Source organism: Streptomyces sp. NPDC001599, from assembly GCF_042893535.1.
Taxonomy (GTDB): Bacteria; Actinomycetota; Actinomycetes; order Streptomycetales; family Streptomycetaceae; genus Streptomyces.
In genome coordinates this window covers 130,614-156,942 of the sequence record NZ_JBIAVA010000001.1, presented here as the reverse complement: position 1 = coordinate 156,942, position 26,329 = coordinate 130,614, and the positions used below count along the sequence as shown (strand labels likewise).

Genomic DNA, 26,329 nt, shown 5'->3' with positions numbered 1-26,329 from the left:
CGGAGCCCCTCACACGGGCCGGCCGGCCCCGCTGAGGGCAGCGTTCCCCGTGGGAAACAGAGGGGATGCGGCCGGGTAACACCCGCACCGCACGCTCGGTGCCATGACCTCGAAAACGCGTGTGGTGGTGATCGGCGCCGGACTCGCGGGCGTGACGCTCGCCCGGCGGCTCGGTGAGCTGGGCACGCCCGCGCTGACGGTCGGCGACGAGGAGCACCGCCCGTACAACCGGGTGCTGCTCGCCGAGGTGCTGGCCGGACGGTACGGCCCCGAGGTGATCGCCCTGCCGGCGCCCGCCGGGCTGCTGCGCGGCCGGGTCACCGGCATCGACCGGGCCGGGCGGACCGTGCGCTGCGCCGACGGGTCCGTGATCGCCTACGACACGCTGGTCCTGGCCACCGGCTCGAACGCCGTGCTGCCGCCCCTGCGCGGCCTGTTCACCCCGGACCACGAGCTGCCCGAGGGCGTGCACGCCTTCCGGACGATGGACGACTGCCTCGGGTTGTCGAAGGCGGTACGGCCCGGGGTGCGGGCCGTCGTGATCGGCGGCGGGCTGCTCGGGGTGTCCGCCGCCCGCGCGCTGGCCGTGCGCGGCGCCCAGGTCGTCCTCGCCCAGCAGTCCGAGCGGCTGATGGAGCGGCAGCTCGACCCGGCGGCCTCCGCGCTGGTGCGGCGGCACCTGGAGGGGCTCGGCGTGGAGGTGCACACCGAGTGCCGGGTACGGGACGTGCGCAGCGTCGGCGGGGCGGTGCGGTCGGTGGAGATGGGCGACGGGTACGCCCTCGGCGCCGACCTGGTGGTGCTCGCGTGCGGGGTCCGGCCGCGGGTCGGGCTGGCGCGGGAGGCGGGGCTGGCGGTCGGCAAGGGTGTCCTCGTCGACGACGAGCTGCGCACCTCCGACCCGCACATCCGCGCGATCGGCGACTGCGCCCAGCACGCGGACCGCGTGTACGGCCTGGCCGCGCCCGCCCTCGAACAGGCCGGGGTGCTGGCCGGACTGCTCGCGGAGGGCGGGACCGCCGCCCGCCACTACACCGGCACCCGCGCACTGACCCGGCTCACCCTCACCGGGGCGGACAGCCCCTTCGACCCCCTCGACCTGGCCGCGTTCGGCGAGACCGACCCCCGCCCCGGCGACGACGTCGTGCAGCTCGCCGACGCCACCCGGGGCACCTACCGCAAGGTCGTCGTCCGCGACGACCGGCTGGTGGGCGGGGTCCTGGTCGGCGAACTCGGCACCGTCGGCGCGCTGGCGCGCGCCTGGGAGGGAGCAGAGCCGCTCCCCTCCGACGGCGGCCCCCTGCTCCACCTGCTCACCCAAGACGGAGGCTCCTGATGACCGCCACCCCGGGGAACCCCCCGACGATCGTGCTGGTCGGCCACGGCATGGTCGGCCAGCGCTTCCTGGAGGCCCTCGCCGAGCGCGGCCTGACCGGCACGCACCGCGTGGTCGTCCTGTGCGAGGAGCCGCGCCCCGCCTACGACCGGGTCCAGCTCACCTCGTACTTCTCGGGGAAGACCCCCGAGGACCTGTCGATGACCGACCTCGCCTTCCTCGACGAGCACGGCATCGAGCTGCACGTCGGGGACCCGGCGGAGACGATCGACCGGGAGGCGCGCGAGGTGACCGCCCGCTCCGGGCTGGTCGTCCGGTACGACGTCCTCGTCCTGGCCACCGGCTCCTACCCGTTCGTCCCGCCGGTGCCCGGCAAGGACGCCGAGGGCTGCTTCGTCTACCGCACGATCGAGGACCTCCTCGCCATCGAGGCGTACGCGAAGAACGCGACGACCGGTGCCGTGGTCGGCGGCGGCCTGCTCGGCCTGGAGGCCGCCGGCGCGCTACAGGGGCTCGGACTCACCTCGCACATCGTGGAGTTCGCGCCGCGCCTGATGCCGGTGCAGGTCGACGAGGGCGGCGGCGCGGCGCTGCTGCGCACCATCGAGGAGATGGGCCTGTCCGTCCACACGGGCGTCGGCACCCAGGAGATCGTGACCGGCGAGGGCGGCGCCGTCACCGGCATGAAGCTGTCCGACGGGTCCGAACTCGCCACCGATCTGGTGGTGTTCAGCGCCGGTGTCCGCCCCCGCGACCAGCTCGCCCGGGACTGCGGTCTCGCGGTCGGCGAGCGCGGCGGCATCAGCGTCGACGAGCGGTGCCGCACGGTCACCGACGAGCGCGTGTTCGCGATCGGCGAGTGCGCGCTGGCCGCCGACGGGCGGGTGTACGGGCTGGTCGCCCCCGGGTACGAGCAGGCCGAGACGGCCGCAGCGACCATCGCCGCCGAGGACGCCTCCTTCACCGGCGCCGACCTGTCCACCAAGCTCAAGCTACTCGGCGTGGACGTGGCCTCCTTCGGCGACGCGCACGGCACCGCCGAGGACTGCCTGGACGTCGTCTACTCCGACTCCCGCGCGGGCCTGTACAAGAAGCTGGTCGTCGGCCGCGACGGCACGCTGCTGGGCGGCATCCTGGTCGGCGACGCGGAGGCGTACGGGACCCTGCGCGCCTTCACCGGCTCGGTCCCGCCCGTCTCCCCCGAGTCGCTCGTACTGCCCGCCGGTGCCGGTGCCCCGGCCCAGCTGGGCCCGGCCGCACTGCCCGACGACGCGGTGATCTGCTCCTGCCACAACGTCACCAAGGGCACCATCCGGGGCGCCGTGACGGAGCACTCCTGCACGACCGTGCCCGAGGTGAAGAAGTGCACCAGGGCCGGTACCGGCTGCGGCTCCTGCGTCAAGGTGCTCGGCCAGCTGGTCACCGCCGAGCTGGAGGCGAGCGGCGTCGAGGTCGACAAGGGCCTGTGCGGCTGCTTCGCGCAGACCCGCGAGGAGCTGTACGAGATCGTCGGCGCCCTGCGGATCACCTCCTACCGGGAACTGCTCGACCGGCACGGCCGCGAGGGCGCGCGGGGCGGTGAGGGCTGCGAGGTGTGCAAGCCGGCCGTGGGCTCGATCATCGCCTCGCTGGCCCCGGCGATCGGCGCGAGCGGCTACGTCCTGGAGGGCGAGCAGGCCGCGCTCCAGGACACCAACGACCACTTCCTGGCCAACCTCCAGCGCAACGGCTCCTACTCCGTCGTCCCGCGCATCCCGGGCGGCGAGATCGCGCCGGAGAAGCTGATCGTCATCGGCGAGATCGCCCGGGACTTCGGGCTCTACACGAAGATCACCGGCGGCCAGCGCATCGACATGTTCGGCGCCCGCGTCGAGCAGCTGCCGCTGATCTGGGCCCGGCTGGTGGACGCCGGATTCGAGTCGGGGCACGCGTACGGCAAGTCGCTGCGCACGGTGAAGTCCTGCGTGGGGCAGACCTGGTGCCGCTACGGCGTCCAGGACTCGGTGCGGATGGCGATCGACCTGGAGCTGCGCTACCGGGGCCTGCGCTCCCCGCACAAACTCAAGTCGGCGGTCTCCGGGTGCGCGCGCGAGTGCGCCGAGGCCCAGTCGAAGGACTTCGGCGTGATCGCCACCTCCAACGGCTGGAACCTGTACGTCGGCGGCAACGGCGGGGCCACCCCGCGCCACGCGGACCTCCTCGCGCAGGACCTCTCGGACGCCGAACTGGTCCGTCTGATCGACCGGTTCCTGATGTTCTACATCCGCACCGCCGACAAGCTGGAGCGCACCTCCACCTGGCTGGAGCGCATCCCCGGCGGCCTGGACCACGTACGGGACGTCGTCGTGCACGACTCGCTCGGCATCTGCGACGAGCTGGAGTCCCTGATGTCGGCCCATGTCGCGCACTACCGCGACGAGTGGGCCGAGACGGTCAACGACCCGGAGAAGCTGGCCCGGTTCGTGTCCTTCGTGAACGCCCCCGACACCCCCGACCCGGTCGTGGGCTTCGTGCCCGAGCGCGACCAGATGAAGCCCGACCTGCCGCTGCTGGACATCGGCCGGCGGCCCACCTCCGCGGACGACCTCCTGGAAGGAAGCACCCGGCGATGACCCTGGCACCCGAGACCCTCGCCCCCGACACGACCGGCCTCAAGGTCCGGCTGCGGCTGACGGACGACTGGTTCACGGCCTGCGACCTCGGCGCCCTGCTCCCGGGCCGGGGCGTGGCGGCCCTGCTGCCGGACGGCGGCCAGGTGGCGCTGTTCCGGGACCGGGACGGCGGGCTGTACGCCATCGACAACCGGGACCCGTTCACCGGCGCGGCGGTCCTCTCCCGCGGCCTGACCGGCACCCACCAGGGCCGCCCGTTCGTCGCCTCCCCGCTGCTCAAGCAGCGCTTCGACCTCACGACCGGGGAGTGCCTGGACGACGAGGCGATGCGGGTGGAGACGTACGAGGTGAAGGCCGCCTGACTCACCTTTTCTTGACCGATCGTTCCGTAAAAGCCTAGGCTACGGATCGTGGCCAGGACCAAGGAATTCGATCCGGACGCCGCGCTGCGGGCAGCCCTGGAGCTGTTCTGGCGGCGCGGCTACGAGGCGACGTCGATGGCCGACCTCGTCGAGCACCTCGGCGTCGGGCGCGCCAGCATCTACGCGACCTTCGGCAACAAGCGCGAGCTGTACCTGAAGGCGCTGGCGCACTACGAGCAGGGGCTGCTCCCGGACCTGCTGGCGGACCTGTCCCGGCCGGGCCCGGCCCTGCCGGGCGTGCGCGCCCTGGTGCGGCGCTACGCCGCCGAGGCGAGCGCCGACGAATCGCGCCTGCACGGCTGTTTCGTGACCAACACCGCCGCCGAGCTGGCCCCGCACGACCCGGTCGCCGCCCGGCGGGTCGAGCGCAACTGGGACCAGCTGGAGACCGTGCTGCACACGGCGCTGGCCCGGGCCCGCGCCGAGGGCGAGCTGCCGGCCGGGCGCGATCCGCTGGCCCTCGCCAGGATGCTGCTGGTCCTGCTCCAGGGCATGCGGGTGGTCGGCAAGGCGTCACCGGACCCGGCCAGGATGCGGGACGCCGCGGAAGCGGCCCTCGCGCTGCTCGACTGAGGAAACGGACGCACCCCTCTCCGGAGGGGTGTTTTCACGGCCACATATTGAACCGATCAGTCAAGAAATTCGGTCAGGAAAAAGGGGAGATTCATGACCACCCAGCGCTTCACCGGCAAGACCGCCCTCGTCACCGGCGCGGGCTCCGGCATCGGACGGGCCGTCGCCCTCGCCCTGGCCGCCGAGGGCGCGCACGTCGTCGTCGCAGGGCGCGCCCGGGGACCGCTCGACGAGACGGCGGCCCTGATCGAGCAGGCGGGCGGCAAGGCACTGGCCGTCACCGCCGACGTCACCCGGCCCGCCGACGTGCACGCCCTGGTGGCCGCCGCGGTGGACCACTTCGGCTCCCTCGACGTGGCCGTGAACAACGCGGGCGTCTTCCGCGGCGGAGTGCCCGTCGCCGACCTGCCGGAGGAGGACTGGCACACGCAGCTCGACATCAACGTAACCGGCGTGTTCCTCGCCCTGCGCGCCGAGGTCGGGCACATGCGCACCCAGCCGGGCGGCGGCACGATCGTGAACATCGCCTCCACCTTCGGGGCGCACAAGCGCAGCCCGGGCGCCACGGCCTACGCGGCGACCAAGGCGGCCGTCTCGGCCCTCACCCGGGGTGCCGCCCTGGACCACGTCGGGGACGGCGTCCGCATCAACGCCGTCAGCCCCGGCGCCACGGCGACCTCGATGTCCCTGCGGCCGAGCGAGACGGAGGCGGGGCGGGCCGAGCGGATGCGCGAGGAGACTCCGCTCGGCCGGGTGTCGGCGGTGGCGGAGGTCGCGGCGGCCGTGCTGTACCTGGCCTCCGACGACGCGGCGTCGGTGGTGGGGACCGACCTCGTGGTGGACGGCGGCCAGACGGCCTGAGCGCCCGGGGCCGCCCCGGCGCCCCTCAGGCCGCCCGGGCCGGACCCTCAGGGCAGCAGCGCCTCGTAGATGACGCCCGTCAGCCGCTCGGAGGCCGCCCACAGCCGCTCCCCCATCGCGTCGTCGGTGGTCCAGGACGCCCGCCAGGACGGTGCGGGCGTCCCGCGCCACATCGCGAAGGACGGGCCGGTGAAGGAGTCGGAGGGGACGCCGGGCGCCGTCGCCGCGTACAGGACGGGCAGCGCGCCGTCCTCGGCGGACTGGGCGACGACCCGGCTCCCGAGCCGCGCCAGCCGCTCGGCGAGCCGGCGCCCCTCGGCCCGGGGCCCGGCGGCGTGGAGCCCGGTCTCCGCGTACCCGGGGTGGGCGGCGACCGCGCGGACGTCCGAGGCGCCCTCCCGTGCCGCCAGCCTGCGCGCGAGCTCGTGGGTGAAGAGCAGGTTGGCCGACTTGGAGCGGGCGTACGCGGTCCAGCGCCCGTACCGCCGCACGCTGTTGAGGTCGCGCGGGTCGACCCTGGCCAGCGCGTGCAGGAAGCTGGAGACGGTCACGATCCGGGCGCCGGGCGCGGCCAGCAGGGAGGGCAGCAGCAGCCCGGTGAGCGCGAAGTGCCCCAGGTGGTTGACGCCGAACTGGGTCTCGAAGCCGTCCGCCGTCGTGCCGTGCGGCAGCGCCATCACCCCGGCGTTGTTGACGAGGAGATCGACCCGCTCGTACGGCAGTCCGTAGGCGAACTCCCGGACCGAGGCCAGGTCCCCGAGGTCCAGCCGCGCCGGTTCCACGACGGCGGAGGGCACCTCGCCCAGGAGGCGCTCCACGGCCGCGCTCCCCCGCTCCGCGCTGCGGCAGGCGAGCACGACGGACGCGCCCTTGCGCGCCAGCTCCCGGGCGATCACGTAGCCGAGACCGCCGTTGGCCCCGGTGACGACGGCGACGCGCCCGTCCAGGCCGGGGATGTCACCCGTGCTCCAGCCGGTCATCCGCGGCTCCTTCCCCGGTCCTGACCCGTCTCACCGTACGCGCCCGGCGGCCCTGAGCGGAGAGCTACCGTCCGGTCACGTCACGTTCTCATCACGAGTCCTTCATATCCCCACCACATTCTGGTCACCTCAATAGCTTCGTCACCTCATACCCGCTCTTCCACACCATTCCCGGGACTCTCGATGAAGCTGCTCCGCAAGCCCGCCGCCGTCACCGTCGCCGCCCTGGCCCTGGCCGCCCTGCCGGCCGCCGCCGCCCAGGCGCACGACGGCGCCCACCCGTTCAAGAACTGCTCCGAGGCGTACGACGCCGGGTACCGCAACATCCCGAAGGGCGACGAGCACTACGGCGAGCACCTGGACCGCGACAAGGACGGCGTCGGCTGCGACAAGCCGCCGGCCGGCTTCGTGCCCGCCGACGACAAGGACACCGGCGCCAAGGACACGGACGACGCGGCGGGCGCCGGGAGCGGGGAGAGCGGCGGCGAGGCCGCCGGGCAGCAGGGCACCGACCTGGCCGAGACCGGCGGCGACGACAGCACCCCGTACCTGGCGGCGGGCGGCGCGGTCGTCGTGCTCGCGGGCGGCGGACTGCTGCTGGCCGCGCGCCGCCGCCGGAGCGACGGCGCGGCCTGAACCGCCCCGTGCCCCCGGCCCCGTGTCGTGCGCCCCTGGAGCCCCGTCCGTTCAGCGGCGGGGTTCCGGCGCCTTGAGGCTGAAGGCGGCGCTGCTCAGCCAGCGCCGTGCGGCCCGGGCCACCGGGCGCTCGACGAACCGCTGCACCACGTAGGACAGCGCGACCAGGGCGGCGACGGTGACGCAGACCACGACCCACGGGTGGGCCAGGTCGCCGAAGTGGTGCATGACGTTGACGCCGATGGCGTCGTGCAGCAGGTACAGCGGGAAGGTCAGGGTGCCCGCGACGGTCAGTCCGCGCCAGCGGATGCGGCTGGTCCAGCCCAGCGCGACGGCGGCGACCAGCAGGAAGAACACCGTGATGACGAGGACCAGCCAGCCGCGCCCGGGCTGCCACACGTCCCAGTCCAGACGGCCACCGCCGGGCGTCAGCAGGTAGTGCAGCGCCAGCAGCCACGACATGGCGACGATGCCCCACAGCAGCGGGGTGGGGCGGTAGCGGTACATCAGGTAGAAGGCCATGCCCGCGATGAAGTAGGGCGCGGACGGCGGGTTCACCAGCAGGGTGAGCAGGTGGATGTCGGCGCCGGGGGCCAGCACGGCGGCGACGGTCCACAGGCCGCAGTAGATCACCACGCGCTGGTACGTCAGGCCCTTCCACACCACGACCGCGAAGGTGAGGTAGAAGCACAGCTCGGGCCAGAGCGTCCAGTAGACGGAATCCAGGTTCTCCACGCCCAGCGGCGTCTGGAGCATCGTCAGGTTGGCGAAGATCACGCGCGGGTGCGGCTGCCCGAACGGGTCACCGGCGAAGTAGATCACGCAGGCCGTGATCGCGATGGCCACCCAGTACATGGGGTACAGCCGGGTGACGCGGGAGATGAAGAAGTCGCGCGGGGTGCGGCCCCACGCGCTCATGCAGATGACGAACCCGCTGATCAGGAAGAAGAGTTCGACGCCGAGCCGGCCGTAGGCGAAGTAGCTCTGGGCCTCGGGGAAGACGCTGTCGACGGGGCGGCCCCACATGGTCTGCATCGTGGAGGGCACCTGACCGACGAAGTGGAAGAAGACCACGGACAGGGCCGCCAGGAACCGCAGTCCGTCCAGGGCGGCGAGCCGGTTGCGGGCCACGGGGGGCCCGGCCTCGGGGACTCTCTCCGCCGCGCCGGTCCGGGGGCTGGGCACCTTCCCCGCCGCTCTGTCCCCCATCCCGTCCCGGTGGGCCGTACCGGCCGGTTCCCTGTGATCCGTCTGGGTCATCCAACCACCGTTCCGGGTGTCGGCCGCTGTCCGCTGCCAGGGCCCTCCGAGTCTGCTGACAGCTTGCTGCTGCTCAGCAGAGAGGAATTCACACCGTTGCACGTGTCACAAAAGGCGGCACCCCCGCACGGGTGCCGCCTTTTCTCGTGGTCCGGAGCCGCCGCCGATCGGTGAGGGTGGTCGGGTGACAGACGGCGGCTCCGGGGCTCGATGCCCCCTTCGGGACTACCGGTGGTCGCTGCCCTTCGACCGCGACGCCGCCCGGCCGGCCTCCAGACGGGCCACCGGGATCCGGAACGGGGAGCAGGAGACGTAGTCCAGACCCACCTCGTGGAAGAAGTGGACGGACTCCGGGTCGCCGCCGTGCTCGCCGCAGACGCCGAGCTTCAGGTCGGGACGCGTGGCGCGGCCGGCCTTCGCGGCGGCGGCGACCAGGGAGCCGACGCCGTCCTTGTCGATGGTCTCGAACGGGGAGACGCCGAAGATGCCCTTCTCCAGGTAGGCCGTGAAGAAGCTGGCCTCGACGTCGTCGCGGCTGAAGCCCCACACGGTCTGGGTCAGGTCGTTGGTGCCGAAGGAGAAGAACTCCGCGGCCTCGGCGATCTGCCCGGCGGTCAGCGCGGCGCGCGGCAGCTCGATCATGGTGCCGATCGACAGCTTGAGCTTCGCGCCGGTGGCGGCCTCGACCTCGGCGATGACCTGGTCGGCCTCCTCGCGGACGATCTCCAGCTCCTGGACCGTGCCGACCAGCGGGATCATGATCTCGGCGCGCGGGTCGCCCTTGGCCGCCTTGCGCTCGGCCGCGGCCTCGGCGATGGCGCGGACCTGCATGGTGAACAGGCCGGGGATGACCAGACCGAGACGGACACCGCGCAGGCCCAGCATCGGGTTCTGCTCGTGCAGCCGGTGCACGGCCTGGAGCAGGCGCAGCTCGTTCTCGTGCGGCTCCTGCCGGGACTCGGCTAGCGCCACGCGCACCGACAGCTCGGTGATGTCGGGCAGGAACTCGTGCAGCGGCGGGTCCAGGAGGCGGACGGTGACCGGGAGGCCGTCCATCGACTCGAAGAGCTGGACGAAGTCCTGCTTCTGGAGCGGCAGCAGCTCCTTGAGGGACTCCTCGCGCACCGCCTCGGTGTCGGCGAGGATCAGCCGCTCCACCAGCTCGCGGCGGTCGCCGAGGAACATGTGCTCGGTGCGGCACAGGCCGATGCCCTGGGCGCCGAACCGGCGGGCGCGCAGCGCGTCCTCGGCGTTGTCGGCGTTGGCCCGCACCCGAAGCCGGCGCTTGCGGTCGGCGAAGGCCATGATCCGGTGCACGGCCTCGACCAGCTCGTCGGCGTCCTCGGCACCCGCGTGCATCCGGCCCTCGAAGTACTCGACGACCGGCGACGGCACGACCGGCACCTCGCCCAGGTAGACCTTGCCGGAGGAGCCGTCGATGGAGATCACGTCGCCCTCCTCGACGACGTGCCCGCCCGGCACGGTCATCCGGCGGCGCTTGGTGTCGACCTCCAGCTCCTCGGCGCCGCAGACGCAGGTCTTGCCCATGCCGCGCGCGACCACGGCCGCGTGGGAGGTCTTGCCGCCGCGCGAGGTCAGGATGCCCTCGGCGGCGATCATGCCGTCCAGGTCGTCGGGGTTGGTCTCGCGGCGGACCAGGATGACCTTCTCGCCGGAGCGGGACCACTTGACGGCGGTGTACGAGTCGAAGACGGCCTTGCCGACCGCCGCGCCCGGCGAGGCGGCGATGCCCCGGCCGACCTTCTCGACCTTCGCCTCGTCGTCGAAGCGGGGGAACATCAGCTGGGCGAGCTGGGCGCCGTTGACCCGCTGGAGGGCCTCGGCCTCGTCGATCAGGCCCTGGTCGACGAGCTGGGTGGCGATGCGGAAGGCGGCGCCCGCGGTGCGCTTGCCGACGCGGGTCTGGAGCATCCACAGCTGGCCGCGCTCGATGGTGAACTCGATGTCGCACAGGTCCAGGTAGTGGTTCTCCAGCGTTTCCATGATCTGCATCAGCTGGTCGTACGACTTCTTGTCGATCTGCTCCAGCTCCGCCAGCGCGACGGTGTTGCGGATGCCCGCGACGACGTCCTCGCCCTGGGCGTTCTGGAGGTAGTCGCCGTAGACGCCCTGGTGGCCGCTCGCGGGGTCCCTCGTGAACGCGACACCCGTGCCGGAGTCGGGACCGAGGTTGCCGAAGACCATGGAGCAGACGTTGACGGCGGTGCCCAGGTCGTGCGGGATGCGCTCCTGGCGGCGGTAGAGCTTGGCGCGCTCGCCGTTCCAGGACTCGAAGACCGCCTTGATGGCGAGGTCCATCTGCTCGCGCGGGTCCTGCGGGAAGTCCCGGCCGGCCTCGGTCTTGACGATCTTCTTGAACTTGGTGACGAGCTTCTTGAGGTCGGCGGCCTCCAGCTCGGTGTCGACCGCGACCCTCTTGGCCGTCTTCGCCGCCTCCAGCGCCTCCTCGAAGAGGTCGCCGTCGACGCCGAGGACGGTCTTGCCGAACATCTGGATCAGGCGGCGGTAGGAGTCCCACGCGAAGCGGTCGTCACCGGCCTGCTTGGCCAGGCCCTGCACGGACTTGTCGGAGAGGCCGATGTTGAGGACGGTGTCCATCATGCCGGGCATGGAGAACTTGGCCCCGGAGCGGACCGACACGAGGAGGGGGTCGTCGGCCTGGCCGAGCTTCTTGCCCATCTTCGCTTCGAGGGCGTCGAGGTGCGCACTCACCTCGTCACGCAGTGCCGCGGGCTCCTCGCCGCTGTCGAGGTAGGTCTTGCAGGCCTCGGTGGTGATCGTGAAGCCGGGAGGGACCGGGAGACCCAGGTTGGTCATCTCGGCGAGGTTGGCGCCCTTGCCGCCGAGGAGGTCCTTGAGGTCCTTGTTGCCCTCGGTGAAGTCGTAAACGAACTTCGCTGCGTTCGCTACCTGGGGATCTTTGTTTTCCGACACGGGTCTCGACTCCTCGAGGACGCGGTGGCTGCCCTGACGGCGAGGAATGTACCCAGATCAAAGGCCTGTGGGTACGTCCACGTGTGCGTCATGCGCCTGTAACCACCCGTCCGCCAGCGGATCGAAAGTCAAGGCTTGGCAAGCGACCGACCGCTTGTGTTTTCACTTCTTGAACGCATGAACTCTCGTACGCCGAACTCTCTGCTCACATGAGCGTCATTATCTACGTTTGAGTTCGCTCGATGAACGATCAACGCATGGCACTCAGTGCCACACCTTGGAGAAGTGGAGTCGCCCGTGATCCGCTCATCTGAGCACCATCCCTATCAGAGGTGGCGAGAATCACGCTCCCACACGCCGCCGGATTTCACCATGCGGACCCGTGAACGGACCGGTGGTGCGGGACGTACGGGAGTGCGGCGGGTCCCGGCCCCCTCGCCGGGGCCCGCCGTCCACCGGGATTCGCACGGAAGGACCTTCGGGTGCCCGTCATCACGCCTTTCCGCCGGCCGCCGCAGACAGCCGACGACGACCCCGACACCCCCGGTCCCTCCCCGCTGAAGGCCCTCACGGCCCTCACGGCCCTCGGGGTCCGCCTCGCCCACTGGCGCGCGTGGCGTACCCGGCACCCGCGCGCCGCAGTCGTCGTCCGCCGGGTCACGACGGCTCTTTCGGCCATTCTGGTGCTCGGGGCGCTGCTGCTGCCCAACACCCTCGTCGCCGTGGAGCCCAACCGCTTCGCACGGATCCCGGCGGAGGCGGTCGTCGCGGCAGTGCTGCTGCTCTGCCTGCCCCGGGTGCCGCGGCTGGTGGCGGCCGCGCTGTTCGGGACCGCCCTGGGCGCGCTGACCGTGCTGAACCTGCTCGACATGGGCTTCACCGAGTACCTGGGCCGTAACTTCAACCTCGTCCTGGACTGGGGCCTGCTCGACGACGCCCAGTCGTTCGTGGCGGACTCGATGGGCGGGGCGACGGCGGCCTGGGCCGCGGTGGGCGCCGTCGTGCTGGCCGTCTCGCTGCTGGTGCTCATGGCGCTGGCGGCGGTCCGGCTCGGCGAGCTGCTCGCCGGGCACCGGGAGCGGGCGGCCCGGGGCGCGCTGATGGCGGCCACCGTGTGGATGACCTGCGCCTCGCTGGGCCTTCAGACCTTCGGCGTGCCGGTGGCCACCACCAGTGCCTCCCGGGCGATGGAGGCGCAGGCGCACCGGGTCGTGGACACGCTGCGGGACGAGGCGGCCTTCGCGAAGGAGGCGAAGGCGGACCGCTTCGGCGCCACACCCGGCGCCGAGCTGGTGCCGGACCTGCGCGGCAAGGACATGGTCTTCACGTTCATCGAGAGCTACGGCCGCAGCGCGATCGAGGACCCGGTGATGGCACCGGGTGTCGACCGGACCCTGGACACGAGCACCGAGGCGCTGGCGGAGGCGGGCTTCCACGCCCGCAGCGGCTGGCTGACCTCGGCGACGTACGGCGGCAGCAGCTGGCTCGGCCACTCCACCTTCCTGTCCGGCCTGTGGGTGGACAACCAGCAGCGCTACCGCACCGTCACCGCCGGCGACCACCTCACCCTGACCAAGGCCTTCCGGAAGACCGGCGACTGGGACACGGTCGGGATCATGCCGGGGGTGCAGAAGGCCTGGCCGGAGGCGGACTGGCACGGGCTCGACAAGGTCTACGACGCGTTCGACATGGGCTACCGGGGGCCGAAGTTCAGCTGGTCGACGATGCCCGACCAGTACGCGCTGGAGGCGTTCCAGCGCCTGGAGCACGGCAGGAAGCGCGACCGGCCGCTGCTGGCGGAGGTCATCCTCACCTCCAGCCACCAGCCCTGGGCGCCGATCCCGAGGATGGTCGGCTGGGACGAGGTCGGCGACGGGTCGGTGTACGACGGTATCGAGGCGGCGGGCGTGAAGGCGCCCGACATCATCACCGACTCCGCCCGCTCGAAGGAGGAGTACGGCAAGTCGATCCAGTACTCGGTCACCAGCCTCACCCAGTGGCTGGAGCGCTACGGCACCGACGACACCGTCCTCGTCTTCCTCGGCGACCACCAGCCGCTCGCGCGCGTCAGCGGGAACCACGCGAGCCGGGACGTCCCGGTGTCGATCGTCGCCAAGGACCCGAAGGTGCTCGACGCGATCGACGGCTGGAACTGGACGGAGGGGCTGAAACCGGCCCACGACGCCCCGGTGTGGAAGATGAGTTCCTTCCGCGACCGCTTCCTGACGGCGTACGGCTCGATCCCGCACCCCACGAAGGGCTGACCGGGGCCGGGGACCGGTCAGCCGCCGGAGGTGTCCAGCTCGGCGTCCGCGCCGACGCCCGCGCAGTCGTACGGGTCCTTGAGCCAGCCGTCCGGCAGGACCACCCGGTTGTTGCCGGAGGTGCGGCCGCGGGGGCCGTCGGCGCCGACGGGCCAGGGCTGGTCGAGGTCGAGTTCGTCGAGTCCGGCGCGCAGCGCCTCCAGGGAGGAGGTGATCGCGAGCCGCTTGCGCATCTCGGAGCCGACGGCGAAGCCCTTGAGGTACCAGGCGACGTGCTTGCGGAAGTCGATGACACCGCGCGCCTCGTCCCCGATCCACTCCCCAAGGAGGGTGGCGTGCCGCACCATCACGTCGGCGACCTCGCGCAGGGTGGGCCGTACGAAGGCGTCGGTGCGGCCCTCGAAGGCGGCGACCAGGTCGGCGAAGAGCCAGGGCCGCCCCAGGCAGCCGCGTCCGACGACCACGCCGTCGCAGCCGGTCTCCCGCACCATGCGCAGCGCGTCCTCGGCGGACCAGATGTCGCCGTTGCCGAGGACGGGGATCTCCGGGACGTGCTCCTTGAGGCGGGCGATGGCGTCCCAGTCGGCGGTGCCGCCGTAGTGCTGGGCGGTGGTGCGGCCGTGCAGGGCGATGGCGCTGACGCCCTCCTCGACGGCGATGCGGCCCGCGTCGAGGTGGGTGAGGTGGTCGTCGTCGATGCCCTTGCGCATCTTCATGGTGACGGGCAGGTCACCGGCGCCGGTGACGGCCTCGCGGACGATGGCCCGCAGCAGGTTCCGCTTGTACGGCAGGGCCGAGCCGCCGCCCTTGCGGGTCACCTTGGGCACCGGGCAGCCGAAGTTCAGGTCGATGTGGTCGGCCAGGTCCTCCTCCGCGATCATGCGGACGGCCTTGCCGACGGTCACCGGGTCGACGCCGTACAACTGGATCGAGCGCGGGGTCTCGGTCGCGTCGAAGTGGATCAGCTGCATGGTCTTCTCGTTGCGCTCGACCAGCGCCCGGGTGGTGATCATCTCGCTCACGAACAGGCCCTTGCCCCCGCTGAACTCCCGGCACAGCGTGCGGAACGGCGCGTTGGTGATCCCGGCCATCGGCGCCAGCACCACGGGCGGCGCGACGGTGTGCGGGCCGATGCGCAGGGGTGCGGCGGTGGTGTCGGGGGCGGGCGTGGTGAGCGTGGACATTCCCCCATTGTCACGCACACGGGGCGGTGCCCGTAGCGCCCTGTGGACAAAGATCGTGCATCAGTCATTAGTTAGACGCACTATCGAAGTAGGCGTAGGCTGGAGTTCATGCCCGAGCTCACCCATCGCCGCCGCATGCTCGTGCTCGCCATCTGCTGCATGAGCCTGCTGATCGTGAGTATCGACAACACGATCCTCAACGTCGCCCTCCCCTCCATGCAGCGCGACCTGCACGCGAGCACCTCCGGTCTCCAGTGGGCCATCGACGCGTACACGCTGGTGCTGGCCGCGCTGCTGATGCTGTCCGGCTCGACCGCCGACCGGATCGGCCGCAAGCGGGTCTTCATGACCGGCCTGGTGATCTTCACCCTCGGCTCGCTGCTGTGCTCGCTGGCCCCCGGCCTGTCCTCGCTGATCGTCTTCAGGATGATGCAGGCGGTGGGCGGTTCGATGCTCAACCCGGTGGCGATGTCGATCATCACCAACACCTTCACCGACCCCCGCGAGCGCGCCCGCGCGATCGGCGTCTGGGGTGCGGTGGTCGGCATCTCCATGGCCGCCGGTCCCCTGGTGGGCGGCGTGCTGGTGGAGTCGGTCGGCTGGCGCTCGATCTTCTGGGTCAACCTGCCGGTGGGCCTGGCCGCCCTCCTGCTCACCCTCCGCTTCGTCCCCGAGTCCCGCGCGCCGAAGGCCCGCCGCCCCGACCCGCTGGGCCAGCTGATGGTGATCGTGCTGTTCGCCTCCCTGACGTACGCGATCATCGAGGCGCCGAACGCCGGGTTCCGCACCGTGCTGCCCTTCGCGGTACTGGCGCTGGCCGCGCTGCTCGGCCTGCTCCTGCACGAGCCCCGTCGCGCCGACCCCCTCATCGAGCTGCGCTTCTTCCGGTCGGCGCCGTTCAGCGGGGCCACCGTCATAGCGATCAGTGCGTTCGCCGCGCTGGGCGGCTTCCTGTTCCTGTCCACGCTGTACCTCCAGAACGTGCGCGGACTGAGCGCCCTGGAGGCCGGCCTGTGGATGCTGCCGATGGCCGTCCCGACCTTCCTGTGCGCCCCGCTCGCCGGCCGGCTGGTCGGCAGCCGGGGACCGCGCCTGCCCCTGCTGATCGCGGGCGGCGCGCTGACCGTGAGCGGGACGCTGTTCGCCGCCTTCGAGGCCGAGACCTCCGACGTCACGCTCTTCGTCGGCTACGTCCTGTTCGGCATCGGCTTCGGCTTCGTCAACGCGCCCATCACCAACACCGCGGTCTCCGGCATGCCCCGCGCCCAGGCCGGGGTCGCCGCGGCCGTCGCCTCCACCAGCCGCCAGCTGGGCCAGACCCTGGGCGTGGCGGTGGTCGGCGCGGTGCTGGCGTCGGGCGTCGGCGCCTCGTCGTACCGCGACACCTTCGTCTCCGCCGCCCGCCCCGGCTGGTGGATCCTGGCCGCCTGCGGCCTCGCGGTCCTCGTCCTCGGTGCCGTCACGAGCGGCCGCTGGGCCCGTCGGACGGCGGAGCGGACGGCGGAGCGTCTGGAGTCGCCGGAGGTGCGGGAGGCGGTGCGGGCGGGGACGTGACGGCGTCTCAGACGTAGTCGAAGTACCGGTCGGCCCACACCGCCCGCATGTCGTCGTCCTCGTCGCCCTCGTCGTCCTCGTCGTCGAGGCCGAGCGCCGGGAGCATCTCCACGAAGTCCCGGTCCTCGTCCACCAGGGTCGGGGTCGGGCCGTCGTACGGCTCCAGCAGCACGTCGAGCGGGACGAAGACGCACCCCGCCGCCGTGCACGTCCCGTCCAGCCACGTCACGAACTCCGCACTCAGGTCCGCCGCGGAGCCGGCGGTCCAGTCGCCGCCCGTCCCCGCGGTGACGAAGGCGCCGAAGTTGCTCAGCTCGACCCACAGTCTCCCGGCGGGCCCGGCGCCGTCCGCGACCGAGAACCTCCCGTACACGCTGGCGTCCTGGTACAGACCGGCGCTGCCGGACGGCCCGAAACGCCGCTCCAGCGCGGCCGTGAGGAGCGCGAAGCGGTGTTCGGAGGCGTCCGCGTCGAAGTCCCGGGGCCGTTCCCGGTGGTCCGGGTCGTCGTGTGCGCTCAGCAGGGTCCGGATCTCGTCCAGGGGGAGCACGGACACGCCTTTCGGCCGGCGGCGACGGACCCGCGCATCATGCCCTCGCGTCCTGCGGCACCGCACCCGATTTCTCCACCGGCAGCCGCTCCGCCACCTTCGGCCAGTACTTCATCACCGCGTCCTCCATCCCCGGCAGCGCCCGCTGCCCCGCCAGCGCCAGCACGATGGCCGCGGCCACGCCCGCCCAGGCGACCGGCCCGAGCGGGGTGCAGCCGAAGAGGCGGCTGGCGCCCGGGGTCTGGACGAGGGCGACCAGGGCGGCTGCCGAGCCGAGGGACGTGACCTGGACCAGGCGGCTGTCGCGCCGGTCGGCGAGGGTCTGGGCGAGCTGCGTGCCGACGACCGCGCACAGGGCCATGGTCGTCGAGCGGCGCTGCGTGCCCGGCGTGAAGCGGCCGAACAGCCAGGCCGCGGTCGCCCCCAGCGCCGTGGTCAGGGCCCGGTGCCGGATCTGCCGGAGGAGGGGCTCGCCCAGCACCGCCGTGCCCAGCGGCGCGCCCGCGTCGGCGGCCTCCTGCTCCGGGTCCCCGGTCTTCGTCACCGCGACGGCCATCGCCGGGAACAGGTCGGTGAAGAGGTTGACCAGCAGCATCTGGCGGGTGGACAGCGGAGCGGCGCCGCCCAGCACCGTGCCGAGGATGCCGAAGCCGACCTCGCCCGCGTTGCCGCCGATCAGGATGGCGATGGCGTCGGCGACGCTGTGCCAGAGGGCACGCCCCTCCCGCACCGCCTCCACCAGCACCAGCAGGTCGTCGCCCGTGACCACCAGGTCGGCGGCGTTGCGGGCGGCGGCCGAACCGCGGGCGCTGATGCCGACGCCGATGTCGGCGGCCCGGATCGCGGCGGCGTCGTTGGCGCCGTCGCCGACCATGCCGACGACCCGCCCGGCGTCCCGCAGGGACTCCACGACCTGGAGCTTCTGCTCGGGCGCCACCCGGGCCACGACGTCCGCGTCGCGCAGCATCCGGGAGCGGGCGGTGCGGTCGGCGGCGGCGAGTTCGTCGCCGGTGACCACGACCGCGTCCTCGGGCCAGCCCAGGTCGACGGCGATGGCGTGGGCGGTCTGCGGATGGTCGCCGGTCAGCACCACGGGCCGTACGCCCGCCTCGCGCAGCCCGCGCACCAGCGCCGGGGAGGTCTCGCGGGGCACGTCGGCGAGGGCGAGCAGTCCGGTGAACTCCAGCTCCGACGGCTGCCGTTCGAGGACGTCGGCCGCCTTCTCGCCCTTCCCCAGGGTCCGCCGGGCCACCGCGATGATGCGCAGTCCGGCACCGGCCAGCCGCTGCGCCACCTCCGAGGTGTGCGCCGGCAGACCGGCGCAGGCGGGCAGCACCGTCTCCGGGGCGCCCTTGACCACCAGCACGGCGGGGCCCCTCGCGCCCTCGCGTCCGACGGCGGCGGCGTAGCCGCGGGAGGTCTCGAAGGGCAGGCCCTCCTCCTGCCGCCAGTCGGGGTCGTCCCCGGCCGCGTCCAGGACCGCCTCGTCGGTGGCGTGCGTGGGCCGGGCGCCGTCGCCGTCCAGCCGGGGGCAGGCGCGCGCGGCGGTCCGTACGGCGTCGGCGGTCTCCGCCTCGCCCACCCGGCGGACCGTGCCGTCGGTGCCCGCGACGCGCGACAGCCGCAGCCTGTTCTCGGTGAGGGTGCCCGTCTTGTCGAAGCAGACGGTGTCCATCCGGCCGAGCGCCTCCAGGGTGCGCGGGGTGCGCACCAGGACGCCCCGGCGGCTCAGCCGGCGGGCCGCGGCGAGCTGGGCCACCGTCGCCACCAGCGGCAGTCCCTCGGGCACGGCGGCCACCGCCACCGACACACCACCGGCGACGGCCTGCCGGATCGGCGCCCCGCGCAGCAGCGAGAGCCCCGTCACCGCGGCGCCGCCCGCCAGGGTGAGCGGCAGCGCCTTGCGGGTCAGCTCCTGGAGCCTGGCCTGCACTCCGGCCGCCGACGGCGTGCGGGCCGCGAGCGCGACCGCGCGCGCCGCCTCGGTGTGGTCGCCGGTGTCGACGACGACGGCGCGGGCCCGCCCGGCCACCACGGTCGTGCCCTCGAAGACCATGCAGTACCGCTCCGCCACGGGGGCGCGGGGCGACGGGTCCACGCACTTGTCCACCGGCAGCGACTCACCGGTCAGCGCGGACTCGTCCACCTCCAGACCGTCCTCCCACAGCAGTCGCGCGTCGGCGGGCACCACGTCGTCCGCCTTCAGCTCGATCACATGGCCCGGGTGCAGCTTGGCCGCGTCCACGATCCGCGGCTCGCCCTCCGTCGCGAACTCCGCGGCGTCCGGGTCGAGTTGCTCCTCGGTGACCCGGGCCTTCTGCTTCTGCTCCGCCAGCAGCCCGGACAGCGCCCGCTCGGCGCGCAGCCGCTGGAAGCCGCCGACCAGCGCGTTCAGGTCGAGGGCGCCGACCACGAGCAGCGCGTCGACGACCGACCCGAGGATCGCGGAGGCGGCCGAGCCGACCGCGAGGACGGGGGTGAGCGGGTCGTCCAGCTCGCCGCGTACGGCCCGGGCCAGCTGCCAGGACCAGCGGACCGGGGCCAGCACGGGCACCCGGCCCGCCCGGTCGGCGGCCGCCCGCAGCCGGGCCGTGGCCTGCTCCACGGCGGTCGGCTCGGGTTCGCGTTCCCGCTCCAGCCGGTCCCGTACGTCCTGCGGGTCAAGCGCGTGCCAGGCGACCCGGGCCCGGGGGTGCGGGGCGCGGGCCGTCGCCACGCCGATCGCCGCCCGCGTGCCGGACAGCAGAGCCAGCGCCGCGCTCGCGTCGACCGGCGCGTGCCGCATCCCCAGCAGCGACGACACTCCGCCCCGGCTCCTGCCGCGCGCCTCGCCCACCGCGACCAGCAGTCCGGACAGCGCGGCCCCGGACCGGGCCAGCGTCTGCGACCGCCGCCCGACCGCACGCGCGACCGGCACCGCCCGCAGCACCCGCCACACGTCGGCGAGCCCCTGCGGCGCGAGCACGTCCGCGCCCCACGCCACCGGGCAGTCCCCGTCGGCCAGCGCGACGGCCACGTCCCCGGCGAGCAGCCCGGCCGACACGGACCCGTCGTCGCCGGGCAGCGGCCGTACGACGGTGACGACGCCGCCCTCGGCGCGCAGTTCGGCCACGACGTCCGCGAGCGGGCGGCGGGCGCCGACGACCTGGTCGGCGAGGCCGGTGAAGTCGGCCAGTGCCGGGTCCTCGACCATGACCACGCGCAGTCCCGCGCGGCGCGCCGCGTCCAGCACGTCCTCGGTCCACGGGTCGGCGCCCGCGTCCGGCACCCGCAGCGCGCTGGGGTGCAGTACGACCGTGCGGGCCATCTCCAGCTGCCGCAGCCGCCCGGGATCGCGCACCAGCACACCCGTGCGGGACAGCGCGGCGCTCAGTACGGCGTGGAAGGCGGCGGGCCCGTAGCGCGCGGCCTTGGGCGAACCGGCGAGCACCGCCTCCGCCGCCTCCGCCAGGTCGTGCTTGACCAGCAGGGTCGCGGCGGCGCCCGCCACACTGCCCGCCGAGGCGTGGGCGGCGTAGTCCTGGGCCGGGGAGGTGCGCGGCGGCGGACGCAGGGCCGGGGCGGCGGGCAGGCTGTCCCGGCCGGGGACGCACAACCGGTCGTGCACGACCTCGAAGGCGGCACCCCGCGCCACCGCGTCCGTCAGCTGGCAGGCGCGCAGCGCCCCGTCGAGCACCAGTGAGGTGGGGCTCTGCCCGGCGCCGTGGACGGCGGCGTTGGCGGCGGCCAGCGCCACGTCCATGCGGTGGTCGCCGAGCCGCTCGCGCAGCCAGGCGCGGAAGGCCGGGTTCTCGCGCAGCAGCGTCGCGACGGCGGTGACCAGGCGGGGCGAGGGCGGCAGCCGCAGCCGCGCGCCGGTCACGGCGGCGGCGATGCCCAGCACGTCGGCGCCGAGCGCGGCCGCCGCGACGCGTACCGGGGCCGGGTCACCGGGGTGGTCCGGCTCGTCCACCAGGTCGTCCGGGGCGTCCGAACCCGTGGCGGCGGACTGGTCCGCCCGGGTGAGTCCGTGGCGTTCGGCGAGTTCGGTGGCGTGGTCCACGACGCGGTCGGTGAGCGTGTCCTCGGTCGCGGTCACCACCAGTCTGGCGAGACCGGTGTCCCAGTAGGCGAGCAGCACGTCCGGGTGCTCGGCCAGTGCCGCCGCCACCCGCCGTCCCACCCGTTCCGTACCGCCCGCCCGGTGCACCTCGTCCCTCGCGACCGGCCGCAGCGCGAGGTGCGCCCGGGGTCCGGCCCGCCAGTCCCGCGTTCCGCCGGGCAGCGCGGCGCGGGCCACCCGTGCCGCCCGTGCCGCGAAGTCGGCGCCGCGCACGCCGGCCCGCGCGGTGCCCACCGCCGCCCCGGCCGCGGCGCCCACCGCGGGCGCGGTGCCGCGTGCGAGCAGCCGGGGGCCGGCCAGCACGAATCCCGTGACGGCGTCCTGGGAGCGCGTGAGCAGTCCGCCGGCCATTGCTCTCCCTCAGCCGGACGTGCGGGTGCGCGACGCGGCGGCCGTCTTGCGGCTGCCGCTCCCGCTCCGGCTGCCGCCCGAGGAGGAGGGCCGCGTCGAGGACGCCTTGGTCCCCGACTGGCTCTTGGCCCGGGTGGGGGACGCGGTCCTCTTCGCGGAGGACTTCTTCGCGGGCGACTTCCTCGCGGCGGCGGACTTCGCCGCCGTGGACCTGGCGGCTGCGGACTTGGTGGCCGTGGACCTGGCGGCCGTGGACCTGGCGGCCGTGGACTTGGTGGCCGTGGACTTGGCGGTCGTGGACTTGGCAGCGGCCTTCCTGGCGCCGGTGGTCCGCTTCGCCGCGGCCGACTTGGCGGGGGTGGCCGTCCCGGCCGTCTTCGCCGCTGCCGTCTTCGCCGTGGCGGACTTCGCCGCAGCCTTCTTCGCCGCGGCGGACTTCGCCGTGGCCGCCCTGCTGGTGGTCTTCCTGGCCGACGTCCGGGCAGGCTTGGTGCCGACGGCACCCCGGGCCCCGGCCGCTCCCGCGTCCCCGCCCTTCGCCGCGCTCCCGTCGCCGCCCCGCCCGTTCTGCCCGTTCTGCCCGCGCTGCTGCGTCAGCCAGGCCACCGCCGCCCCGGTGACCGCGACCGGCCACTCCACCAGTCCGGCGACGCCCAGCACCCCGGCGCCCGTGTAGACGAGCACGCGCCGCCCGCGCGGCGACACCGCCCCGATCCTGTCCAGCGCGCCCTCGGCGGCCCTGCCCACCGTCCCGGCACCCGGCACCTTCCGCACCGCCGAAGCGGCCGCGTGCAACGGCCGCGGGAGTGTCCGCGCCGACTTCTGCTCAGCCATGACTGTTCGTCCTCGCCCTGTCCGTGCTGTGGGAACCCCGGGCTGTGCAACCCTGGGAAACCCCGGGAACATCACCTTCCGCATTTCCCCGGGTTCCCGCACTTCGGGCGCTCATCCCGACGCGGCCGGCTCCCGCTCCAGGGCGATCGCGTGCAGCTTCTCCAGCCGCTCCCGGGATTCCTCGTCGGCCGGTGCGTAGGTCACCATCCGGGGCCCCGGTTCCGGTCCGAGCCACAGGTCGGTGTGGTCGACGCGGATCCGGCCGACGTGCCGGTTGAGGAACTCCTTGCGCTTGCCGCGGTGTGCGACCACCTCGTGCCGCTCCCAGGCCTCGCGGAAGGCGGGCGACTGGGTGCGCAGCCGCTTGAGCAGCATCTTCCAGGCGGGCTCGGCGAGATGACCGGCCATCGTGGCGCGGAACCGGGCCGCCATCAGCCGCTGGGTCTCCTCCAGATGGACGATGGAGGACCGCCAGTCCTCGTGGGTGAAGCAGAGGACCATGCAGTTGCGGTCCTCGGGCGGCACCGCGTCCAGGTCGCACAGCAGCAGCCCGTACGTCCGGTTGTGGGCGAGGATGTCGTACCGGCTGTTCTGCACGCAGGCGGGGTACGGCTCGAACTGCTCCAGCAGGGCGCGCACCGCCGGTGTGATGGCCGGGCAGACCGTCGCGGGCGTCGGGTCGACGGACCCGGCCAGCTGGAAGAGGTGGGCGCGCTCGGTGGGGTCGAGCAGCAGCGCGCGGGCGAGGGCGTCGAGGACCTGTACGGAGACCTGGATGTCCCGGGCCTGCTCCAGCCAGGTGTACCAGGTGACGCCGACGGCCGAGAGCTGGGCGACCTCCTCGCGCCGCAGCCCCGGGGTCCGGCGGCGGCGTCCGCGGGGCAGCCCGACCTGCTCGGGCGCGATGCGCTCGCGGCGGCTGCGCAGGAAGGCGGCGAGTTCGTGCCGCCGGATCTCCGAGCCGGTGTCCCGGGGCGGGGCCTGCACCGCCGTCTCCTGACCCGTCATCGTCGTCATGACTCCAGGGTGCCGCGTCCGGCACCCTGTTGCCAGGTACTCCTACTACCAGCATAAGAAGACTCTGGTACCACTCTGGAAAGAGTCGCAGCCTCGACCACGTGACCGAAACCATCACTTCACGTCCCGTCCGCCCGGGCACCCCGCAAGCGCCGCCCGCGCTCGGCGGCCTCGGGCTCTTCACGGTGCTGCTGGCCGCGGCACTCCCGCTCGTCGACTTCTTCATCGTCAACGTCGCCCTGCCCACCATCGGCGCGGATCTCTCCGCGAGTGAGGCGGTCCTGGAACTGGTCGTCGCCGGATACGGGGTGGCGTACGCCGTCCTGCTGGTCCTCGGCGGCCGGCTCGGCGATCTCTTCGGCCGCCGCCGCCTGTTCCTGGGCGGCATGGCGGCCTTCGGGCTGACCTCGCTGGCCTGCGGCCTGGCCCCGGACGCCTGGTCGCTGGTGGCCGCGCGGGTGGCCCAGGGCGCCTCGGCCGCCGCGATGCTGCCGCAGGTGCTGGCGACCATCCAGGCGACCACCTCCGGTCCCCGGCGCGCGAAGGCCATGGGCCTGTACGGGGCCACGGCCGGTCTGTCGATGGTGGCCGGCCAGATCCTGGGCGGCGTCCTGGTGGCCGCCGACATCGCGGGCACCGGCTGGCGTTCCGTCTTCCTGGTGAACGTCCCGGTCGTCCTCGCGGGCCTCTTCCTCGCCGCCCGCGCCGTCCCGGAGACCCGCTCCGCGCGCCCCGAACCGGTGGACGTCCCCGGCACCTTCCTGCTGGCCGCCTCGATCCTGACCCTGCTGGTCCCGCTGACCGAGGGCCGGGCGGCGGGCTGGCCGCTGTGGACGTGGCTGTCGCTGGCGGCGTTCCCGTTCGCGGCGGCGGCGTTCTACGCGGTCGAGCGCCGGGCCGACCGAGCGGGCCGTACGCCCCTCGTCCCCCCGAGCCTGTTCGCGATCGTCTCGCTGCGCCGCGGCCTCCTGCTCATCGTGCCGTTCTCGATCGGCTTCAGCGGCTTCATGTTCGTCATCGCGGTGGCGTTGCAGCAGGGCGCGGGCCTGGGCCCGGTGGCCGCGGGGCTCGCCCTGGCCCCGCTCGCGGTGGTGTTCTTCCTCTTCTCCCTCGCCGGCCCCCGGCTGGTCGCCCGCTACGGGACCCGTGTCGTGCCCACCGGCGCCGCCCTCCAGGGGCTGGGCCTGGCCCTGATGACGCTGGCCGCGTGGCGCTCCTGGCCCGACCTCGGCCTGGTGGAACTCCTGCCGGGCGCGGCGGTCGCGGGGGCGGGCCAGGCGCTCCAGCTCCCGGTCGTCCTCCGGTTGGTCCTCTCCGAGGTGCCCGCCGAACGCGCCGGCGTCGGCAGTGGCGTCATGGTCACCACCCAGCAGTCGTCGCTGGCCCTGGGCGTGGCCACCCTGGGCACCCTGTTCCTGTCGCTGACCCCGGGCATGGGCATGCGGGACGCCCTGGTGACGACGCTGCTGGTCCAGCTGGCGGCGGTGGCGCTGACCGGCCTGCTGGCCCTGCGCCTGCCCCGGACGATGAACTGACGCCGCGCCGAGCCGCACCCGCTTCTTGGTCCAGACCTCTTGACGAAAGGTCTGGACCACAGCACTGTCATGCCTACGACATTCGAGCGAGCTCCCTCACCGATCCCCCACCGGGAGGCCCGGCATGATCCGCCGCAAGATCCGTCTACTGGCCGCCGCACTGGCGGCCACCGTTCTGGTCCCCCTGGGAGTCGCCACCGCGTCGGCGGCCCCCGGGGAAGCCGCCCCGGCCGGTGCCGCCGCCGACACCTGCGCCGTGAAGTCGAAGCCCACCGGCAAGGTCCTCCAGGGCTACTGGGAGAACTGGGACGGCGCCGCCAACGGCGTCCACCCGCCCTTCGGCTGGACCCCGATCACCGACTCCCGGATCGCCGCCCACGGCTACAACGTCCTGAACGCGGCCTTCCCGGTGATCCTGTCCGACGGGACGGCCCTGTGGGAGGACGGCATGGACAGCGGCGTGAAGGTGGCGACGCCCGCCGAGATGTGCGCGGCCAAGGCGTCCGGGCAGACGCTCCTGCTCTCCATCGGCGGCGCGACGGCCGGCATCGACCTCAACTCGACCGCGGTCGCGGACCGTTTCGTCGACACGATCGTCCCGATCCTCAAGACGTACAACTTCGACGGCATGGACATCGACATCGAGACCGGCCTGACCGGCAGCGGCAACATCAACCAGCTCTCCGCGTCCCAGTCCAACCTGATCCGCATCATCGACGGCGTACTGGCCCGCATGCCCTCGAACTTCGGCCTGACGATGGCCCCGGAGACGGCGTACGTCACCGGCGGCAGCATCGTCTACGGCTCGATCTGGGGCGCGTACCTGCCGATCATCAAGAAGTACGCGGACAACGGCCGCCTGTGGTGGCTGAACATGCAGTACTACAACGGCAGCATGTACGGCTGTGCCGGCGACTCCTACTCGGCCGGCACCGTGCAGGGCTTCACCGCCCAGACCGACTGCCTGAACAAGGGCCTGGTCATCCAGGGCACGACGATCCGGGTGCCCTACGACAAGCAGGTCCCGGGCCTGCCCGCCCAGCCCGGCGCGGGCGGCGGCTACATGTCACCGTCCCTGGTCTCCCAGGCCTGGAACCACTACAACGGCTCCCTCAAGGGCCTGATGACCTGGTCCCTCAACTGGGACGGCTCGAAGAACTGGACCTTCGGCAACAACGTGAAGGCCCTCCAGGGCCGCTGAGCCGAGAAGGCCGAGCGGAGAAGACCGAACCGAGACCGCAGGCCCCCGAAAACCCGAAACGCCCACCCCCCTCCCGACCGAGTCGGGTGGTGGGTGGGCACA

Annotated in this window: 18 protein-coding genes; 10 read left to right on the top strand and 8 right to left on the bottom strand. The window is 73.2% G+C overall.

Annotated features, from left to right (window positions below; translation table 11 throughout):
- The first annotated feature begins 103 nt into the window (after nucleotides 1–103).
- From ACFYZ3_RS00800 to ACFYZ3_RS00780, 5 genes are all read left to right on the top strand, one after another.
- On the top strand, nucleotides 104–1,336 hold the full coding sequence (locus ACFYZ3_RS00800; RefSeq protein WP_388512932.1) for an NAD(P)/FAD-dependent oxidoreductase: 1,233 nt from the start codon (nucleotides 104–106) through the stop codon (nucleotides 1,334–1,336).
- Nucleotides 1,336–3,948: a nitrite reductase large subunit NirB gene (nirB, locus tag ACFYZ3_RS00795; protein WP_388512930.1), complete on the top strand. Its 2,613-nt coding sequence runs from the start codon at nucleotides 1,336–1,338 to the stop codon at nucleotides 3,946–3,948. Before ACFYZ3_RS00800 ends, nirB begins: the two co-directional genes overlap by 1 nt.
- Complete coding sequence (nirD, locus tag ACFYZ3_RS00790) at nucleotides 3,945–4,310, top strand: nitrite reductase small subunit NirD (protein ID WP_361000740.1); 366 nt, start codon at nucleotides 3,945–3,947, stop codon at nucleotides 4,308–4,310. Before nirB ends, nirD begins: the two co-directional genes overlap by 4 nt.
- Before the next feature lie 48 nt (nucleotides 4,311–4,358).
- Nucleotides 4,359–4,943 carry a TetR/AcrR family transcriptional regulator gene (locus ACFYZ3_RS00785; RefSeq protein WP_388512928.1) on the top strand — a complete coding sequence of 195 codons (585 nt, stop codon included), beginning with the start codon at nucleotides 4,359–4,361 and terminating at the stop codon, nucleotides 4,941–4,943.
- A 93-nt stretch (nucleotides 4,944–5,036) separates the two neighbouring features.
- Entirely contained in the window at nucleotides 5,037–5,804 is a 768-nt protein-coding gene (locus ACFYZ3_RS00780; protein ID WP_388512926.1) for an SDR family NAD(P)-dependent oxidoreductase, read from the top strand.
- A gap of 47 nt (nucleotides 5,805–5,851) precedes the next feature.
- On the opposite strand, the gene ACFYZ3_RS00775 is transcribed toward ACFYZ3_RS00780, so the two are convergent.
- The gene (locus ACFYZ3_RS00775; protein ID WP_388512924.1) at nucleotides 5,852–6,784 is read right to left on the bottom strand and encodes an oxidoreductase; all 933 of its coding nucleotides are present in this window, start codon (nucleotides 6,782–6,784) and stop codon (nucleotides 5,852–5,854) included.
- Nucleotides 6,785–6,967: 183 nt separating this feature from the next.
- On the opposite strand from ACFYZ3_RS00775, the gene ACFYZ3_RS00770 reads away from it, so the two are divergent.
- Nucleotides 6,968–7,420, top strand: a complete 453-nt coding sequence (locus ACFYZ3_RS00770; RefSeq protein ID WP_388512921.1) for an excalibur calcium-binding domain-containing protein — start codon at nucleotides 6,968–6,970, stop codon at nucleotides 7,418–7,420.
- Nucleotides 7,421–7,471: 51 nt separating this feature from the next.
- On the opposite strand, the gene ACFYZ3_RS00765 is transcribed toward ACFYZ3_RS00770, so the two are convergent.
- On the bottom strand, nucleotides 7,472–8,680 hold the full coding sequence (locus ACFYZ3_RS00765) for an acyltransferase family protein (RefSeq protein ID WP_388512919.1): 1,209 nt from the start codon (nucleotides 8,678–8,680) through the stop codon (nucleotides 7,472–7,474).
- 225 nt (nucleotides 8,681–8,905) lie between these two features.
- Complete coding sequence (ppdK, locus tag ACFYZ3_RS00760; protein WP_388512917.1) at nucleotides 8,906–11,635, bottom strand: pyruvate, phosphate dikinase; 2,730 nt, start codon at nucleotides 11,633–11,635, stop codon at nucleotides 8,906–8,908.
- Nucleotides 11,636–12,117: 482 nt separating this feature from the next.
- Here ppdK and ACFYZ3_RS00755 point away from each other — a divergent pair, with 482 nt between their 5' ends.
- Nucleotides 12,118–13,899: a CDP-alcohol phosphatidyltransferase gene (locus tag ACFYZ3_RS00755; RefSeq protein ID WP_388512915.1), complete on the top strand. Its 1,782-nt coding sequence runs from the start codon at nucleotides 12,118–12,120 to the stop codon at nucleotides 13,897–13,899.
- A gap of 17 nt (nucleotides 13,900–13,916) precedes the next feature.
- On the opposite strand, the gene dusB is transcribed toward ACFYZ3_RS00755, so the two are convergent.
- The gene (dusB, locus tag ACFYZ3_RS00750; protein ID WP_388512912.1) at nucleotides 13,917–15,083 is read right to left on the bottom strand and encodes a tRNA dihydrouridine synthase DusB; all 1,167 of its coding nucleotides are present in this window, start codon (nucleotides 15,081–15,083) and stop codon (nucleotides 13,917–13,919) included.
- 108 nt (nucleotides 15,084–15,191) lie between these two features.
- On the opposite strand from dusB, the gene ACFYZ3_RS00745 reads away from it, so the two are divergent.
- Nucleotides 15,192–16,637, top strand: coding sequence for an MFS transporter (locus tag ACFYZ3_RS00745; RefSeq protein WP_388512909.1), 1,446 nt, complete (start codon nucleotides 15,192–15,194; stop codon nucleotides 16,635–16,637).
- Between the two features lie 7 nt (nucleotides 16,638–16,644).
- Here the strand turns inward: ACFYZ3_RS00745 and ACFYZ3_RS00740 are convergent, their stop codons facing one another.
- From ACFYZ3_RS00740 to ACFYZ3_RS00725, 4 genes are all read right to left on the bottom strand, one after another.
- Complete coding sequence (locus ACFYZ3_RS00740; RefSeq protein ID WP_388512908.1) at nucleotides 16,645–17,187, bottom strand: hypothetical protein; 543 nt, start codon at nucleotides 17,185–17,187, stop codon at nucleotides 16,645–16,647.
- Nucleotides 17,188–17,224: 37 nt separating this feature from the next.
- The gene (locus tag ACFYZ3_RS00735) at nucleotides 17,225–21,640 is read right to left on the bottom strand and encodes an HAD-IC family P-type ATPase (RefSeq protein WP_388512906.1); all 4,416 of its coding nucleotides are present in this window, start codon (nucleotides 21,638–21,640) and stop codon (nucleotides 17,225–17,227) included.
- Nucleotides 21,641–21,649: 9 nt separating this feature from the next.
- The gene (locus ACFYZ3_RS00730) at nucleotides 21,650–22,474 is read right to left on the bottom strand and encodes a hypothetical protein (RefSeq protein WP_388512904.1); all 825 of its coding nucleotides are present in this window, start codon (nucleotides 22,472–22,474) and stop codon (nucleotides 21,650–21,652) included.
- 111 nt (nucleotides 22,475–22,585) lie between these two features.
- Nucleotides 22,586–23,482, bottom strand: coding sequence for a helix-turn-helix domain-containing protein (locus ACFYZ3_RS00725; RefSeq protein WP_388513957.1), 897 nt, complete (start codon nucleotides 23,480–23,482; stop codon nucleotides 22,586–22,588).
- Nucleotides 23,483–23,592: 110 nt separating this feature from the next.
- Here ACFYZ3_RS00725 and ACFYZ3_RS00720 point away from each other — a divergent pair, with 110 nt between their 5' ends.
- A complete protein-coding gene (locus tag ACFYZ3_RS00720) occupies nucleotides 23,593–25,026 on the top strand; it encodes an MFS transporter (protein ID WP_388512902.1) in 1,434 nt (477 codons plus the stop codon).
- A 124-nt stretch (nucleotides 25,027–25,150) separates the two neighbouring features.
- Nucleotides 25,151–26,227 (top strand): chitinase, encoded by a 1,077-nt coding sequence (locus tag ACFYZ3_RS00715; RefSeq protein ID WP_388512900.1) that lies wholly within the window; start codon nucleotides 25,151–25,153, stop codon nucleotides 26,225–26,227.
- Nucleotides 26,228–26,329 lie beyond the last annotated feature (102 nt).